This is a genomic window from Winogradskyella pulchriflava (genome assembly GCF_042434315.1).
Taxonomy (GTDB): Bacteria; Bacteroidota; Bacteroidia; order Flavobacteriales; family Flavobacteriaceae; genus Winogradskyella; species Winogradskyella pulchriflava.
The window spans coordinates 628,798-644,218 of record NZ_JBHLTQ010000001.1; the positions used below are offsets into that span (position 1 = coordinate 628,798).

The 15,421-nt window shown below is 34.2% G+C and carries 16 protein-coding genes and 1 tRNA gene; 12 read left to right on the top strand and 5 right to left on the bottom strand.

Annotated features, from left to right (window positions below; all coding sequences use genetic code 11):
• Positions 1-24: 24 nt before the first annotated feature.
• A complete protein-coding gene (gene lepA, locus ACFFGA_RS02800) occupies positions 25-1,821 on the bottom strand; it encodes a translation elongation factor 4 (protein WP_386059338.1) in 1,797 nt (598 codons plus the stop codon).
• Positions 1,822-1,974: 153 nt separating this feature from the next.
• On the opposite strand from lepA, the gene ACFFGA_RS02805 reads away from it, so the two are divergent.
• Positions 1,975-4,392 carry a TonB-dependent receptor domain-containing protein gene (locus ACFFGA_RS02805; RefSeq protein WP_386059341.1) on the top strand — a complete coding sequence of 806 codons (2,418 nt, stop codon included), beginning with the start codon at positions 1,975-1,977 and terminating at the stop codon, positions 4,390-4,392.
• Position 4,393: 1 nt separating this feature from the next.
• On the opposite strand, the gene ACFFGA_RS02810 is transcribed toward ACFFGA_RS02805, so the two are convergent.
• On the bottom strand, positions 4,394-5,500 hold the full coding sequence (locus ACFFGA_RS02810) for a TolB family protein (RefSeq protein WP_386059344.1): 1,107 nt from the start codon (positions 5,498-5,500) through the stop codon (positions 4,394-4,396).
• A gap of 61 nt (positions 5,501-5,561) precedes the next feature.
• Here ACFFGA_RS02810 and ACFFGA_RS02815 point away from each other — a divergent pair, with 61 nt between their 5' ends.
• The 4 genes from ACFFGA_RS02815 to dusB all read left to right on the top strand — a co-directional run bounded on the left by ACFFGA_RS02815 (position 5,562) and on the right by dusB (position 8,924).
• Complete coding sequence (locus tag ACFFGA_RS02815) at positions 5,562-6,806, top strand: M28 family peptidase (protein ID WP_386059347.1); 1,245 nt, start codon at positions 5,562-5,564, stop codon at positions 6,804-6,806.
• A 76-nt stretch (positions 6,807-6,882) separates the two neighbouring features.
• Positions 6,883-7,470 (top strand): hypothetical protein, encoded by a 588-nt coding sequence (locus ACFFGA_RS02820; protein WP_386059350.1) that lies wholly within the window; start codon positions 6,883-6,885, stop codon positions 7,468-7,470.
• A gap of 47 nt (positions 7,471-7,517) precedes the next feature.
• The gene (locus ACFFGA_RS02825; RefSeq protein ID WP_386059353.1) at positions 7,518-7,907 is read left to right on the top strand and encodes a DUF4345 domain-containing protein; all 390 of its coding nucleotides are present in this window, start codon (positions 7,518-7,520) and stop codon (positions 7,905-7,907) included.
• A 21-nt stretch (positions 7,908-7,928) separates the two neighbouring features.
• Positions 7,929-8,924: a tRNA dihydrouridine synthase DusB gene (gene dusB / locus ACFFGA_RS02830; RefSeq protein WP_386059356.1), complete on the top strand. Its 996-nt coding sequence runs from the start codon at positions 7,929-7,931 to the stop codon at positions 8,922-8,924.
• Here the strand turns inward: dusB and ACFFGA_RS02835 are convergent.
• Together ACFFGA_RS02835 and rbfA are read right to left on the bottom strand one after the other, a co-directional pair.
• Entirely contained in the window at positions 8,921-10,123 is a 1,203-nt protein-coding gene (locus ACFFGA_RS02835) for an ABC transporter permease (protein ID WP_386059359.1), read from the bottom strand. The genes dusB and ACFFGA_RS02835 overlap by 4 nt on opposite strands.
• On the bottom strand, positions 10,124-10,522 hold the full coding sequence (gene rbfA, locus ACFFGA_RS02840) for a 30S ribosome-binding factor RbfA (RefSeq protein WP_386059362.1): 399 nt from the start codon (positions 10,520-10,522) through the stop codon (positions 10,124-10,126). It lies immediately after the preceding gene.
• Positions 10,523-10,636: 114 nt separating this feature from the next.
• On the opposite strand from rbfA, the gene mce reads away from it, so the two are divergent.
• From mce to ACFFGA_RS02855, 3 genes are all read left to right on the top strand, one after another.
• On the top strand, positions 10,637-11,041 hold the full coding sequence (mce, locus tag ACFFGA_RS02845) for a methylmalonyl-CoA epimerase (protein ID WP_386059365.1): 405 nt from the start codon (positions 10,637-10,639) through the stop codon (positions 11,039-11,041).
• An 85-nt stretch (positions 11,042-11,126) separates the two neighbouring features.
• A tRNA-Ile gene (locus ACFFGA_RS02850) sits at positions 11,127-11,200 on the top strand.
• Between the two features lie 281 nt (positions 11,201-11,481).
• Positions 11,482-11,667 (top strand): Fjoh_0651 family PID-CTERM protein, encoded by a 186-nt coding sequence (locus tag ACFFGA_RS02855; protein WP_512701462.1) that lies wholly within the window; start codon positions 11,482-11,484, stop codon positions 11,665-11,667.
• Here ACFFGA_RS02855 and ACFFGA_RS02860 read toward each other — a convergent pair.
• Positions 11,664-12,254, bottom strand: a complete 591-nt coding sequence (locus tag ACFFGA_RS02860; protein ID WP_386059371.1) for a riboflavin synthase — start codon at positions 12,252-12,254, stop codon at positions 11,664-11,666. The genes ACFFGA_RS02855 and ACFFGA_RS02860 overlap by 4 nt on opposite strands.
• Positions 12,255-12,349: 95 nt before the next feature.
• Between ACFFGA_RS02860 and pdxA the strand changes: the two genes are divergently transcribed.
• The 4 genes from pdxA (at position 12,350) to ACFFGA_RS02880 (ending at position 15,394) form a co-directional block, all read left to right on the top strand.
• Positions 12,350-13,390 carry a 4-hydroxythreonine-4-phosphate dehydrogenase PdxA gene (pdxA, locus tag ACFFGA_RS02865; protein ID WP_386059374.1) on the top strand — a complete coding sequence of 347 codons (1,041 nt, stop codon included), beginning with the start codon at positions 12,350-12,352 and terminating at the stop codon, positions 13,388-13,390.
• A 79-nt stretch (positions 13,391-13,469) separates the two neighbouring features.
• Entirely contained in the window at positions 13,470-14,009 is a 540-nt protein-coding gene (locus ACFFGA_RS02870; RefSeq protein ID WP_386059377.1) for a YceD family protein, read from the top strand.
• Between the two features lie 8 nt (positions 14,010-14,017).
• Positions 14,018-14,221, top strand: a complete 204-nt coding sequence (gene rpmF / locus ACFFGA_RS02875; RefSeq protein WP_386059380.1) for a 50S ribosomal protein L32 — start codon at positions 14,018-14,020, stop codon at positions 14,219-14,221.
• Between the two features lie 177 nt (positions 14,222-14,398).
• Positions 14,399-15,394: a beta-ketoacyl-ACP synthase III gene (locus tag ACFFGA_RS02880; protein ID WP_386059383.1), complete on the top strand. Its 996-nt coding sequence runs from the start codon at positions 14,399-14,401 to the stop codon at positions 15,392-15,394.
• Positions 15,395-15,421: the final 27 nt, after the last annotated feature.

The window sequence follows — 15,421 nt, forward strand, 5'->3', positions numbered from 1 at the left end:
TACTAAAAAAGAATAGAAATAGCTTTAATCGTTAAGTTTCAAAACAGCCATAAATGCTTGTTGCGGGATTTCAACATTACCTACTTGTCGCATACGTTTTTTACCTTTTTTCTGCTTTTCAAGTAATTTACGCTTTCTGGAAATATCACCACCATAACATTTAGCTGTAACATCTTTACGAAGTGCTTTTACCGTTTCACGAGAAATAATTTTTGCACCAATTGCTGCTTGAATAGGAATATCAAACTGTTGCCTTGGAATTAATTCTTTTAGCTTTTCGCACATCTTTTTCCCAATATGTTGTGCATTGTCGGCATGTATTAAGGCTGAAAGCGCATCAACTGGCTGAGCATTTAACAAGACATCTAACCTTACTAATTTAGACACTTTCATTCCAATAGGAGAATAATCAAAAGAAGCATAACCTTTAGATACGGTTTTTAATCTATCATAAAAATCAAAAACGATTTCAGCTAATGGCATTTCAAAAATTAACTCAACACGCTCTGTGGTTAAATACGTTTGGTTAATAATCATCCCTCTTTTTTCAATACAAAGGCTCATAACATTACCAACAAAATCAGATTTTGTAATAATTGTTGCTTTTATGTAAGGTTCCTCAACGCGGTTAACAGTCGTTGGTTCTGGTAAATCACTAGGATTATTAACTATAAAGGGTACATCTGGCTCTTTATTGGTGTAGGCGTGGTAGGACACGTTAGGCACTGTGGTAATAACCGTCATATCAAACTCGCGTTCTAGACGCTCTTGTATAATTTCCATGTGCAACATTCCTAAGAAACCACAACGAAAGCCAAAGCCTAATGCAGCTGAACTTTCTGGTTGAAACACCAAAGAAGCATCGTTTAATTGAAGTTTTTCCATTGACGCACGAAGCTCTTCATAGTCTTCTGTATCAACAGGGTAGATACCAGCAAAAACCATAGGTTTTACATCCTCAAAGCCCTCAACGATGTTTGTTGTTGGTTTTGCAAAATCGGTAATAGTATCACCAACTTTTACCTCTTTTGCTGTTTTTATACCAGTTATTAAATATCCAACATCACCAGCCTTTACGCTTTGTTTAGGTACTTGGCGCAGCTTTAAAGTACCTACCTCATCGGCATAGTACTCTTTGTCGGTAGCAACAAATTTAATTTTTTGTCCTTTTTTTATTTCGCCATTAAATACTCTAAAGTATGTTTCAACACCTCTAAATGTATTGTAAACAGAATCGAATATTAAGGCTTGTAATGGTTCGTCCACACTTCCTTTTGGTGCAGGAATTCGTTCAATTATGGCTTTTAAAATATTATCGACACCAAAACCTGTTTTACCACTAGCGTGAATTACTTCTTCTGGATCGCAACCTAGCAAATCAACAATGTCATCAGTCACCTCTTCTGGATTTGCACTTGGTAAATCGACTTTATTAAGCACAGGAATAATTTCTAAATCATTTTCTAGGGCTAAGTATAAATTAGAAATGGTTTGAGCCTGTATACTTTGAGCAGCATCTACAATAAGCAACGCTCCTTCACATGCGGCAATAGATCTAGATACTTCATAAGAAAAATCCACATGACCAGGAGTATCAATAAGATTAAGCACATATTTTTCACCATCGAGCTCGTAATCCATTTGAATAGCGTGGGATTTAATGGTAATACCACGCTCACGCTCCAAGTCCATACTATCCAATAGTTGGTCTTGTTTTTCGCGCGCAGTTACAGAACCAGTATAGTCTAGTAACCTATCGGCTAGTGTACTTTTTCCGTGGTCTATATGTGCAATAATGCAAAAATTGCGAATGTTCTTCATCTGTCTTTTTCTAAGGGCAACATTAAGAATGCAAATATAATCGATTTCTTGTGCTTTGTACTATCAAAAATAACTTTAAGCACTAGGTGAATTGCGGAAAAACCATATTAAAAAGTAAAAAACAATCTTTATATTGCAAGACAAACCTAATTAATGATTGCGCCCTTAAGAATTTATCTGTGTTTTATCCTTTTCACAGTACCTTTTGTTGTTTTAGCTCAGAATTTTTCCATTTCAGGAACTGTTGTTGATGCTAATGGCAGTCCTATTGAGTTTGCCAATGTAATTTTATCTGTTGAGAACGAAGATGAATTCTTTAAAGGTACTTCTACCGACGATAAGGGTAATTTTATAATAGAAAATCTTGAGGCAACAACTTATTATGTTAGAATTAGCTTTATTGGGCACGAGGAATTTTCTCAAAAAATAGCGCTTTCTGGGAATTTAAATTTAAAAACCATTCAGCTAATGGAGTTGCCTGAAAGTTTAGATGAAGTTACCATTGTAGCCCAAAAACCTACCATTACAAGAAAACCGGATCGCTTAATTTTTAACATTGAAAACACAGCACTTACAGAAGGCTCAACACTGGGAGTTTTAAAAAGTACGCCTGGTGTTATTGTAGGCGACGGAAGTATTAATATTAAAAGCACACCAGCAACGGTTTTTATCAACAATAGAAGAGTGCAGTTAACCTCAGATGAGTTAATACAACTGTTGGAAAGTGCACCAGCAAACAGCATAAAATCTGTTGAGGTGATTACAAATCCACCAGCAAGTTATGATGCTGATAGTGGCTCTGTGATTAACATTATAATGAGTAAAAACTTGGTTACTGGCTATAGAGGGAGTGTGTCAACCAATTTTACCCAAGGCGTTTTCCCAAGATATAATGCCGGAACAAGCCACTATTTTAAAAACAACAATGTAAATCTTAATATCAATTATAATTATAACAACCAAAAAATTAATAGAGACCAAGAAGAAACCGTTGACTTCTTAGATGACTCAAACAATATTGAAGAAATATGGAGCTCTGATGTAAACAGAAATACTTGGTCAGAAATACATAACCTCAATTTTAATTTTGATTACTATATCAACGAAAAAAACACGCTTAGCTTAACTAGCACAGGGCTTTATACACCTCGTTTAAAAAACAAAATAAAGAACAACACAGTTATTTTAGACAATAACCAAAACTTCTCATCGCGTTTTACATCAGACAATTTATCCAGAGACGATAAGTACAATATAGGCACAGATATTATTTTTAGACATGATTTTGACGATAGTGCAAGTTTAACATTCAATGCGCATTATACTGTTTATGATTATGAGCGCAACCAAAGTGTGTTGAGTAACTTCTTTGACCAAAATAATATGTTTGACGACAGCTCAGAATTTAAAACACTGGCCAATCAAAACACAAATATTATTACTGGAAAAGTAGATTATAGCTTGTCCGTTGACGACAGCTCAACGTTTGATGCGGGTTTAAAATATTCTAACATAAATACGGATAGTGATATTTCAAGATTAGATATCATTAATGGCTCTGAAGTTGTGAACGCAGAAAACACAGACGCTTTTGAATATGACGAGAAGGTTTTAGCTGCCTATACCAACTATAGTAAATCTTGGGACAAATGGGATTTAAGCCTCGGCTTAAGGGTTGAGCAAACTAATATCGAAGGCAAATCTTTAACATTGAGCGAAACAAACACCCAAGACTATTTTAATTGGTTTCCTAATGCGAGCATATCACACCAAATATCAGAAGACGTAAGCATCAATGCAAATTATAAGCGCAGTGTTACCAGACCAAGCTACACAGACTTAAACCCATTTACGCTCTTTATAAACGAAAACACAATTGTGTTGGGTAATCCTAATTTGGTACCGACCTATAGAGATCATTTTGACATAGGAATTGATTTTTTAAAGTACTTTACCATTTCAGCATATTACGATAATTATGATGGTGAAATAGTAGAATTACCTAGGCAAAACAACGACACTAATATTATTGCCTTTACACCAACAAACCTAGACAAGAAAGTTGATTATGGTTTTGATTTTCTCTTTCAGAAGAACATTACAGACCGTTATTTTCTATATGCTTTAACATCGTTTTATAACATAACCGAAGAATCTGATTTTGGTGAAGGTTTTGTGAAACAGGACCAATGGTCTAATTACAGTGTTTTACAAAACAGCATATCATTGTTAGAAGATAGAAGCCTAGATGTAAGCTTAATATTAACGTGGGTTGGTGAGAGTTTAATTAGCTTATCGACTGTAGAAGACAGACTGTTTTCTTCTCTAAGTATTTCTAAATCCATATTTAACAAGAAAGCTATTATTTCTTTAGAGGTTGAAGATATTTTCAATTATCAAAATGAGACATATAGTGTTAAGTATCTAAACCAACAAAATAGTAGCTTTAGAGATGTAGACTCTAGGTACATTAAATTAGGTTTTAGATATAATTTCGGAAACACAAAACTAAGCACAAACGAACGCGCAACATCTGCTGAAGAGCGCGATAGGCTTAAAGATTTAAACTAAGTTAGTCTTGCCATTCCGCGATAAACAAATTGGTGTCTCTGGTTCCTCCGTTGTTTCGGTTTGAAGAAAAAATTAAATACTTACCGTCATTAGAAAACACCGGGAAGGCTTCAAAAGTATTACCGTGCGTAACACGTTTTAAATTTTTACCATCAATATCGATCATGTAAAGGTTAAAAGGAAACCCGATTTCACTTTCAAAGTTTGAAGAAAATAAAATCTTTTCGCCACTTGGATGAAAAAATGGACTCCAGTTAGCATTTCCTAAAAAAGTTAATTGGCGCATATCGCTTCCATCAGCATTACAGATAAATAATTCCATATCACTAGGCTCTACTAAGCCTCTAGCTAATAAATCTTTATATTCTTTCTTGTCTTTCTCTGTTTTTGGTCTCGAAGCTCTAAAGATAAGTTTACTACCATCTGGAGAAAAGAACGCTCCACCATCATAACCAAGTTCGTTAGTAATTTGCTTTACATCGGTTCCGTCAATATTCATGGTGTAGAGTTCTAAATCGCCACTTCTTGTAGAAGTAAATACAATTTTATCTCCTTTTGGAGAAACGGTTGGTTCAGCGTCATAGCCATCTTCGTGGGTGAGTTGCTTTACAATATTACCTTCTAAATCTGCCACAAAAATGTCATAAGTATCATAGATAGGCCAAATATATTTGCCGTTTTCTTTATGTGGAACCTCCGGACAATTATCATCTCCTAAGTGAGTAGAAGCATAAATAATATGCTTATTGTCTGGTAAAAAATAGGAACATGTAGTTCTACCTTTTCCTGTACTTACCATTGGTGGTGCAATACTATCGGTAAAGGTTTCGTTAACATCCATAATAAACATCTGGTCGCAATTAACTCCCCATTTTGTATTGTTAGATTGAAAGACAATTTGCTTGTCATCAAAACTCCAATAAGCTTCAGCATTATCTCCGCCATGGGTAACTTGTCGTAAAGATTTAAAATTAGTTTCCTCAGGATATATTAAGGATTTATAAGTCTTGGTGGCACCCGAAGATGCATCTGTAGTAGATGAATTAGTTTCATTTTTACATGAAAAAAATGAAAGACACACAAAAAGAACAACAGCTAATCTGTTCATAATAAAGTATTATAATAAATGGCGATTAATGCCTAATTTTGCGCAAAAATAAGACTTACCAATGAAAAAAATAATGTTTTTAGGTGTTTTGGTAGCATTACTCTCTTGTAAAGCCGAACCAGAAGTAGCAGAAAATAAAATAAAAGAAGATGTTGCTTATCTAGCTGATGACAAATTAGAGGGCCGTCAAACTGGAACTGATGGTGAGAAAAAGGCATCTGAATACTTGGTAAAACGCTTTCAAGAAATTGGTTTAGAACCTAAAGGTACAGAAGGCTATTTGCAACCGTTTTCTTTTAAACCAAAAACAGATCCGCATAAAGAGGTTGAGTTTACAACCAATGCAGATAGTACAATTACAGGTAATAATGTCATTGCTTTTATTGATAATAATGCAAAAACAACAGTTGTCATTGGTGCGCATTACGACCATTTGGGTTTTGGAGGTGAAGGCTCTTTGTATAGGGAAAAAGAAAAAGCTGTACACAACGGAGCTGATGATAATGCAAGTGGTGTTGCTGTAATGTTGAACTTAGCGAGCCGATTAAAAACCAAAGCAATAAATGCTGATATTAAAGACAAGAATAATTATTTATTTATGGCTTTTTCTGGTGAAGAAATGGGATTATTAGGCTCTAATTATTTTTCTAAAAATCCAACTATAGATGCAAAATCCATAAACTATATGATAAATATGGATATGGTTGGCAGAATGAAAGCCGATAGCACACTTGCGGTTTATGGTATTGGAACTTCGCCAATGTTTAAACAGACATTAAAATCTAATAACGATAAGTTTAAACTCGTTGAAAACGAAAGTGGAGTAGGCCCAAGCGACCACACCTCTTTTTATTTAATTGATGTGCCAGTCCTTCATTTTTTTACTGGTCAGCATGAAGATTATCATAAACCAGGAGATGATTCCGAAAAGTTGAATTATGATGGCATGAATTTAATTTCAGATTACATTTATAATATCATCAGCGATTTGGATGATAACGGAGAATTAGCCTTTAGAAAAACAAAAAATGAAAGCGAAGAAACTCCACGCTTTAAAGTTGGTTTAGGTGTTGTGCCAGATTACTTATACGATGGAAAAGGCATGCGAATTGACGGAACTCGTGAAGAAACACCAGCATTTAATGCAGGCCTACTAAAAGGCGATATTGTAGTGAAATTAGGAGATAGTACTATTACAGACATGATGAGTTATATGAGAGCACTTTCAGTGTTTGATAATGGAGATGAAGCCGCTATTACTGTACAAAGAGGTGATAAGATTATTGAAACTAAAGTCGTTTTTTAAGCATTTTAACTGGTCTTTTCTTTCAAAAAGTTTTTTAATTGTACATTTATAACTTCAACATAATTACACACCAAAAATGAAGAAATTTTTAGGACTCTTATCTCTTTTTGCATTATTAACAGCTTTTACATGCGAAAACGAACCTTTAGATACGGATTTAAGTAATGCAAGTACTACAACTAACCTGGATTTAGTTGGAGCTTGGGATTTACAAGAATTCAGTGTAACGCTTAATAGCTCCACAAGTTTTGAGGGGCAAACATTTTCATCGGATATTGATATTGCCAGCACTGAAGTAGATTATGTTGTGGAATTTACACAAAGCTCATTTGTTACAAACGGAAGTTATTCCTACAGCACCAATGTAGTGTTTGATGGAGAGACTATTTCAAGTGAACCGCAATCCCTAGAAAACGTTACAGGAAACGGAACGTATTCTACATCAGGAGATGAAATGACCGTTGATGGTTCTTTTTTCGAGTTTGAATTTGATGGTATGGACAATTCTGTGCTGCAAGGTGAGCAAACGGCAAATTTTGAAATTTCAAATGACGGTCAGACTCTTACTTTCACGCAAATAGAAACTGTTACAGAAACAGACGGGATGACAGGAACTGAAATTGTAAATTCGGTAAATTCTATTTCTGTTTGGTCAAGACAATAATAGTTCTCTTTTAGAGTTGAACTTTTAAAGTTCAGGACAATAATCAGATGAAAAAGAAAGACTTTATATCTAAAATCCACCTGGTTATTTCCGTGTTGATTGTAGTTCCCGTTTCTTTTATTTATGGGTTTAATCCAGGAACTCGGTTCAATATATTTCTTGGTACTGTGGATGAGCACAATTTTTTTAAAGCTATAATGGGTTTGTATTTAGGATTTTCTGTGTTTTGGCTTTTAGGAATATTTAAAAAAAACCATCTAAAACTAGCTTTGGTAAGCAATACTATTTTTATGTTGGGTTTGGCCATTGGTAGGCTACTTAGTTTTTTTATAGACGGCACACCAACTTCTGCTTATGTTTTGGGAATTATAGGAGAATTTCTAATCGGTTTTTATGGACTTTGGATTTTAAACAGCAAATATTCTAAAAAGCTGTAATTTTGCATCAAAATTTAAGACTTGGTTAAAATAGGAGACATAGAGTTACCAGATTTCCCATTGCTTTTAGCACCTATGGAGGATGTTAGCGACCCACCATTCCGTGCATTGTGTAAAGAGCAAGGCGCAGATGTTGTATATACTGAGTTTGTGTCTAGTGAAGGGTTAATTCGTAATGCTGCAAAAAGCGTTATGAAATTAGACATCTATGAAAAGGAACGACCTGTTGGTATTCAGATTTTTGGTGCCAATATGGAAAGTATGTTACAGACTATAGATATTGTAGAAAAATCCAATCCAGACATTATAGATATTAATTTTGGTTGTCCTGTTAAGAAAGTAGTTTCCAAAGGTGCTGGTGCAGGTATCCTAAAAGATATTTGCTTAATGGAGCAGCTTACAGCTGAAATGGTAAAACGCACCAATTTGCCTGTTACGGTAAAAACAAGATTGGGTTGGGACCACGACTCTATAAAAATTGTTGAAGTTGCCGAACGTTTGCAAGATGTGGGCTGTAAGGCGATTGCCATACATGGCAGAACCAGAGCACAGATGTATAAGGGTAATGCCGACTGGAAACCTATTGCAGCTGTAAAAAACAATCCTAGAATGCATATTCCTGTGTTTGGCAACGGAGATGTTGACACTCCAGAAAAGGCAGCTGAGATGCGAGATTCTTATGGTTTAGACGGAGCAATGATTGGACGTGCATCTATTGGTAATCCGTGGTTTTTTAAGCAGGTAAAACATTTTTTTGAAACAGGAAAACACCTAGAACCGATTTCACTTGCCGAACGCGTAGAAGCAGCCAGAAGACATTTGCAAATGGCAATTGATTGGAAAGGCGAAACACTTGGAGTTTTTGAAACAAGAAGACACTACACAAACTACTTTAAAGGGATTCCTCATTTTAAAGAATATAGAATGAAAATGGTAACAAGTGACGACTCTAAAGATGTATTTGCAGCTTTTGATGAGGTTTTGGAAGCCTTTCCAGATTATCAGTTCACGTCTTAAGACTGAATTAATTGTTTTGTGATGCGTTGTGACGCAATTCTCGATGCTACAATTCCTAAAGCAAAAATTGTAGCCAATACTATAAGCACATTAAAGAAATTTAGGCGTACTGGATAAGGCAATTCCGGCGTTAGCATTACCAGCGAAAAGGATTGTTGCAAAAACACAATCAGTAAACCTAGGGTAACACCAATAACTCCGCTAATAACAGTCATTAGGCTTCCTTGCCAAAAGAAAATAGATTTAATTATTTTAGGTTCAGTTCCAAGGTTAAACAATGTGTTTAATGATTTCTTTTTGTCCAATATCATCATGATGATAGCTCCAATAACGTTAAATAAAGCAATGATGATGACTAAAGTAAATATGAGATAAATAGCAAGGTTTTCAGTATTCAACATTTTAAATAAAGCATCGTTGAGCTGTTCCCTATTTTTAACTGAAAACTTATTAGGAAAAGCTTCCTCAAGTTGTTCTCTAATTTTAGATTCATCAGCTTCCTGAGTTAGTTTTAGCTCAAGAGCACTTATTTGATTGTCTTTATAACTTAAGAGTTGTTTTGCTAAACCAATATCCGCAAATACATATTCGGCATTTAATTCTTCGTTAATGTCAAAAAGCCCAACATTATTTACATAAGCAGCGTTATAGGCACTCTTCAATGTTGATATTTGACCTTTTCCTGGTTTGGCAACATAAATAGATAATGGTTTTCTATAATCTAGAATACCAAAAGATAGTTTGTGAGAAATTCCCCAACCAGAAACCACGTCATTACTTTCAGGTGTTAACCAACTGCCTTTTGTAACCATAGAGTCTATATTGGTAACATTGAGAAAATTTGAATCAACACCTTTTAAAGTTGCTAAAAGGTTTTTGTTTTCAGATTTAATGATAATTCGTTCTTCAATTATTTTAGAATATGACGATATACCATTAATGGCTAATAATTTAGACTTATCTTCTTCAGAAAAGATAAACGATTTTCCTTCACTGGGAATTAGTTTTAAATCCGGATCTACAAACGAGGAAAACTGAAGGCTATAGTCCTTTAAACCAGCAAAAACAGATAATACAATAAATAGAGCGGCGGACGCAATTATAACTCCACCTGAAGCTATCATTGACATTATATTTATAGCATTATTACTGCTTTTAGAAAACAGATAACGTTTTGCTATATATAATGGAAAATTCACTTAAGATTTTTTGCGCTTACCTAATAAATCTGGGTTTTCAAGAGGATCATCCTCTCCTTTAAGAGATCGTTCAATACCATCAATATATTCTAAAGAATCATCGATAAAGAATTCAAGCTGAGGCATACGTCTTAATTGGTGGCGAGTGCGTTGTGCCAACTCATGCCTAATTAAAGGTTTATTAGATTTAATTCCTTCTAAAAGAGGTTGAGCTTCTTTATTCGGAAAAATACTAAGATAAACTTTAGCTACAGATAAGTCAGTCGTAACATTTACCTTGCTAACAGATATAATAACACCTCTTAAACCACCATCAGTTGCTGCTTTCTGCAATACTTCTGCTAAATCTTGCTGGAGGATACCTCCTATTTTTTTTTGTCTTTGTGTAAATTCTTCCATGATGACTATTATAACTAATCCTCTGCAAAAGTAGAGGATATTTAAGGATTATGGTATTTTTGACATTAAAATAATAAGTAGATTTCTTTTTTAAGATATTGAAACAAGTTTCAGATGAAAAAAATTGAACACATAGGAATTGCCGTAAAAGACATTGAAAAGTCCAATGATTTATTTCAAGCTTTATTCGGAAAAGCACATTATAAAATTGAAGATGTAGAAAGTGAAGGCGTTAAAACATCATTTTTTAAATGCGGACCAAATAAAATAGAGCTATTACAAGCTACTAATGATAACAGTCCAATTGCAAAATTTATAGAAAAAAAAGGAGAGGGCATTCATCACATCGCATTTGCGGTAACTGATATTAAAGAGGAAATTGCACGCCTGAAAGAAGAGGGTTTTCAAATGATTCATGAAAAACCCAAACGTGGAGCAGATAATAAGCTTATTGCTTTTTTACACCCAAAATCCACAAATGGTGTTCTTATTGAGCTATGTCAAGATATAGAAGATTAAATTGAATTAAAATTCTTGTAGAGTTTTAAAATATATAGTAATATTGCACACTCTTTAGAAATAAAGAGGTTGGTTTTTACCAAAAGGTCCCATAGCTCAGTTGGTTAGAGCACCTGACTCATAATCAGGTGGTCCTTGGTTCGAGCCCAAGTGGGACCACAAAAAACAAGCTGTTTCATATCTTTGAAACAGCTTGTTTTGTTTAAAAAGCACACATTCATAACTTTAAGCGTTTATAAGCTAAGTGAAATTCTAAATTTAATATTATATTTGCGTTAAATGTGTATAGAAAATGTGAGTATCTTCCCTAATTTGATCACAAAAAACGCATTTCATCGATAATATTTGCCTTTTAAAGACGTTTTTAATTAGAATTTATTTTGTTAGCTCGGTTTTTTTTATACTTTTACACCATAATTTGTAGTATGCAAAACAAGAATATGTTAGCCTCATTCTTATTTTTCTTCGTAGGTTTTGTGTCTATGGCTCAGGGAAGTACACCTCCTCCACCAATGCCACCTCCACCTCCTGGGCTTCCAATAGACGGAGGAATTGTAGTATTATTTATTGTTGCGTTGGGTTATGGGATTTATAAAGCCTATAAATTATCTAAGCCAGTTTCTTAAAACCTTAGCTCGTTCAGTCGCTTTACATATTTGCCCAGTACATCAAATTCCAGATTAACCAAATCACCTTTTTCTAAGAACTTAAATGTTGTGTGTTCATAAGTATAAGGAATTATAGCCACAGAAAAACTATTTAGCTTAGAGTCAACCACTGTCAAACTTACCCCGTTTACGGTAATCGATCCTTTTTCTATGGTGATGTTATTCAGGTCTTTATCATATTCAAAAGTAAAAACCCAACTTCCTTCTTCTTTCTCAACAGATGTACATTTCGCTGTTTGGTCCACATGACCTTGTACGATATGTCCATCCAAACGGTCTCCAAGCTTCATTGCGCGTTCAATATTTACGCTGTCATTTTCAGAAAGCAACCCAAGGTTGGTTTTGTCTAGTGTTTCCTTTATGGCAGTAACGGTATAAGAGCCTTCATTTATGTCAACAACGGTTAGGCACACACCATTATGGGCAACACTTTGATCAATTTTTAATTCGTCTTTAATAGTAGATGCCATGGTAATATGAAGATTTCCACCATCTTTATTGAGTTTTACAACCTTTCCTATGTCTTCAATAATACCAGTAAACATATATGTTCTTTATTTGGTTAAATTTGTCATTGCAAAGTTAAACACATATTGCAAGGGAATTATTAATTTTAATAAAAAAATAGGATAGCATATAAATGAAAAAGGAAGAAAAGATAATTGTTGGCATTTCTGTTGGTGATCTTAATGGTATTGGACCAGAAATTATCATTAAAACATATGAAGATCCTAGAGCATTGGAGTTGAACACGCCTGTTATTTTTGCTTCAGGCAAAACGATGCAGTTTTTTAAAAACCACTTTAATAGCAAAATTAATTTATTCAACATTGACACACCAGATCAGATAGTCCATGGAAAAGTTAATGTTGTTAATGTTTGGAGAGAACCTGTAAAAATTGAATTTGGTAGTGAAAACAAAAAAATAGGAGAATATGCTATCAAATCTCTTGAAGCAGCAACAAATGCATTAAAAGAAGGAAAAATAGATGTTTTAGTTACGGCGCCAATTAACAAACACAACATTCAATCAGAAAAGTTCAATTTTCCTGGACATACGGATTACTTAGCTAAAGCCTTAAACGGTAAAAGCCTAATGTTTATGGTTTCTAATAGTTTGCGCATTGGACTTTTAACAGATCATGTTCCTCTAAAGGATGCTGCAAACTGCATAACTGAAGCTTTAATTACAGAAAAAATAAAAACGGTTACCAAATCATTAAAGCAAGATTTTAACATTCGTAAACCAAAAATTGCAGTATTAGCCATAAATCCTCATGCAGGAGATAATGGTGTAATTGGCAATGAAGATGATGAAATATTAAAACCAACTTTAGAAAAAATAAAATTAGCAGGAGATTTAGTTTACGGCCCTTATTCCGCAGACAGCTTTTTTGGCTCAAACAATTATAAAAACTTTGACGCTGTCATAGCTTCGTATCACGATCAAGGGTTAATACCATTTAAAACTATAGCTTTTGGCGAAGGTGTTAATTATACTGCTGGTCTAGATAAGGTAAGAACATCTCCAGACCACGGCACAGCTTATGAGATAGCTGGTAAGGGTGAGGCTAATGAGAGTTCGTTTAAGCAGGCTATCTACACCGCAATCCAGATTTTTAGAAACAGAGAAGAGTATAATTATTACAGTAAAAACCCTTTAAAAAAGGCATCAAAATAGATATAAACAAAAATTGTTGATATCTAGCTTCTAAATAACTAAAAATTTATATATTTGCAGGCTCAAAATGAGTATGGTAATGAAGGCATTAAAAGATTACACAATCCCATTTGTAGGATTAAAAGAAGGAGAGCACCATTACGATTTTGATATTAATAACACGTTCTTTCAAAATTTTGAATACGAAGAGTTTAATGAGGTTGATGTAAAAATTGATCTAAAACTCATTAAGAAAACAACATTGTTAGAGCTGTATTTTTCAGCTTCGGGTTTTGTGAATGTTAATTGCGATATCACAAACGAACCCTACAATCAATCTATTGAAGATGAATTTAAATTGGTTGTTAAGTTTGGCTCTGAATACAATGACGATAATGAAGATATCTTAATTGTACCACATGGTGAATACGAAATTAACGTAGCGCAATACATTTATGAACTTATTGTTTTAGCAGTTCCTGCAAAACGCATTCATCCAGGTGTTGAAGATGGTACTTTAAAATCAGATATACTTTCAAAATTAGAAGAATTAAGTCCAAAAGAGGACTCAAAAACAAAATCATTAGAGGATATAGATCCTCGTTGGAATAATTTAAAGAAACTATTAACGGATAAATAACATTTAAAATGGCACATCCAAAACGTAAAATATCAAAAACAAGAAGAGACAAGAGAAGAACACACTATAAAGCTTCTGTTCCTCAAATAGCAACATGCCCAACAACTGGTGAGCCACACTTATACCACAGAGCACATTGGCACGAAGGCAAACTATATTATAGAGGCCAAGTTTTAATCGACAACTCTGCTGAAGAAGAAAACGCGGCATAACTATTATGCACGCATATAATAAAACGCTCTCTTATGAGCGTTTTTTTTGTTATAATTTCCTGAATAAGGCAAAAACTACTTACTTTGCATAAATATTTGCCTAAAAATGTCATAAAAAGACTAAAAGCCGTAGTTTTTTGTCTTTTTTAAATACTTTTAATTAACTAAACCCTAATAATGAGTAAAATCACAGCGGCAATTACAGCTGTAGGAGGCTATGTCCCAGACTTTGTTTTAACCAATAAAGTATTAGAGACTATGGTAGACACTAATGATGAGTGGATTACCACACGTACAGGAATTAAAGAAAGGAGAATCCTTAAGGAAGAAGGAAAAGGAACGTCTTTTTTAGCCATAAAAGCAGCGGAAGATTTAATTCAAAAAAAGGGATTAGATCCTAAGGAAATTGAACTGGTTATTGTTTGTACGGCAACACCAGATATGAAAGCGGCATCAACCGCAGCTTATACAGCAACACAAATTGGTGCGGTAAATGCATTTTCATTCGATTTAGAAGCAGCATGTTCTAGTTTTCTATACGGAATGTCGACTGCTGCAGCGTATATTGAATCTGGTCGTTACAAAAAAATTCTTTTAATTGGAGCGGATAAAAACTCATCGTTTATTAATTATAAAGACAGAGCTACATGTATCATTTTTGGAGATGGTGCAGGTGCGGTGCTTTTTGAGCCTAACGAAGAAGGTTTAGGCTTACAAGATGAATTATTAAGAAGCAATGGCGAAGGCCGTGATTTTTTACAAGCCACTTACGGTGGTTCATCATACCCGATTAACGAAAACACTTTCAAAGAAGGAAAACATTACGTATTCCAAGATGGAAAAACTGTATTTAAAAATGCGGTTTTTAATATGGCTGATGTTGCAGAGCGCATATTAAAAAGAAATAATTTAACTAATGAAGATGTTGCATGGTTGGCAGCACATCAAGCTAATAAGCGAATTATTGATGCTACAGCCAACAGAATTAATTTAGAAGAAGAAAAGGTAATGATGAATATACAGAAGTATGGTAACACAACTTCAGCTACACTACCTTTATTATTATTCGATTACGAATCCCAACTTAAAAAAGGCGATAATATTATATTTGCTGCTTTTGGTGGCGGATTTACTTGGGGCTCTATTTATTTTAAATGGGCTTATAATTCCTAAAACAAATAAACTAACTGACAAATATCT

Bases quoted from the DNA above. Each gene is read 5' to 3' on its own strand.
- pdxA (WP_386059374.1), top strand. From the start codon at position 12,350: ATGAAAAAGGAAGAAAAGATAATTGTTGGCATTTCTGTTGGTGATCTT.
- lepA (WP_386059338.1), bottom strand. From the start codon at position 1,821: ATGAAGAACATTCGCAATTTTTGCATTATTGCACATATAGACCACGGA.
- mce (WP_386059365.1), top strand. From the start codon at position 10,637: ATGAAAAAAATTGAACACATAGGAATTGCCGTAAAAGACATTGAAAAG.
- rbfA (WP_386059362.1), bottom strand. From the start codon at position 10,522: ATGGAAGAATTTACACAAAGACAAAAAAAAATAGGAGGTATCCTCCAG.
- ACFFGA_RS02855 (WP_512701462.1), top strand. From the start codon at position 11,482: ATGTTAGCCTCATTCTTATTTTTCTTCGTAGGTTTTGTGTCTATGGCT.
- ACFFGA_RS02820 (WP_386059350.1), top strand. From the start codon at position 6,883: ATGAAGAAATTTTTAGGACTCTTATCTCTTTTTGCATTATTAACAGCT.
- rpmF (WP_386059380.1), top strand. From the start codon at position 14,018: ATGGCACATCCAAAACGTAAAATATCAAAAACAAGAAGAGACAAGAGA.
- ACFFGA_RS02825 (WP_386059353.1), top strand. From the start codon at position 7,518: ATGAAAAAGAAAGACTTTATATCTAAAATCCACCTGGTTATTTCCGTG.
- ACFFGA_RS02870 (WP_386059377.1), top strand. From the start codon at position 13,470: ATGAAGGCATTAAAAGATTACACAATCCCATTTGTAGGATTAAAAGAA.
- ACFFGA_RS02815 (WP_386059347.1), top strand. From the start codon at position 5,562: ATGAAAAAAATAATGTTTTTAGGTGTTTTGGTAGCATTACTCTCTTGT.
- ACFFGA_RS02810 (WP_386059344.1), bottom strand. From the start codon at position 5,500: ATGAACAGATTAGCTGTTGTTCTTTTTGTGTGTCTTTCATTTTTTTCA.
- ACFFGA_RS02805 (WP_386059341.1), top strand. From the start codon at position 1,975: ATGATTGCGCCCTTAAGAATTTATCTGTGTTTTATCCTTTTCACAGTA.
- ACFFGA_RS02880 (WP_386059383.1), top strand. From the start codon at position 14,399: ATGAGTAAAATCACAGCGGCAATTACAGCTGTAGGAGGCTATGTCCCA.
- ACFFGA_RS02860 (WP_386059371.1), bottom strand. From the start codon at position 12,254: ATGTTTACTGGTATTATTGAAGACATAGGAAAGGTTGTAAAACTCAAT.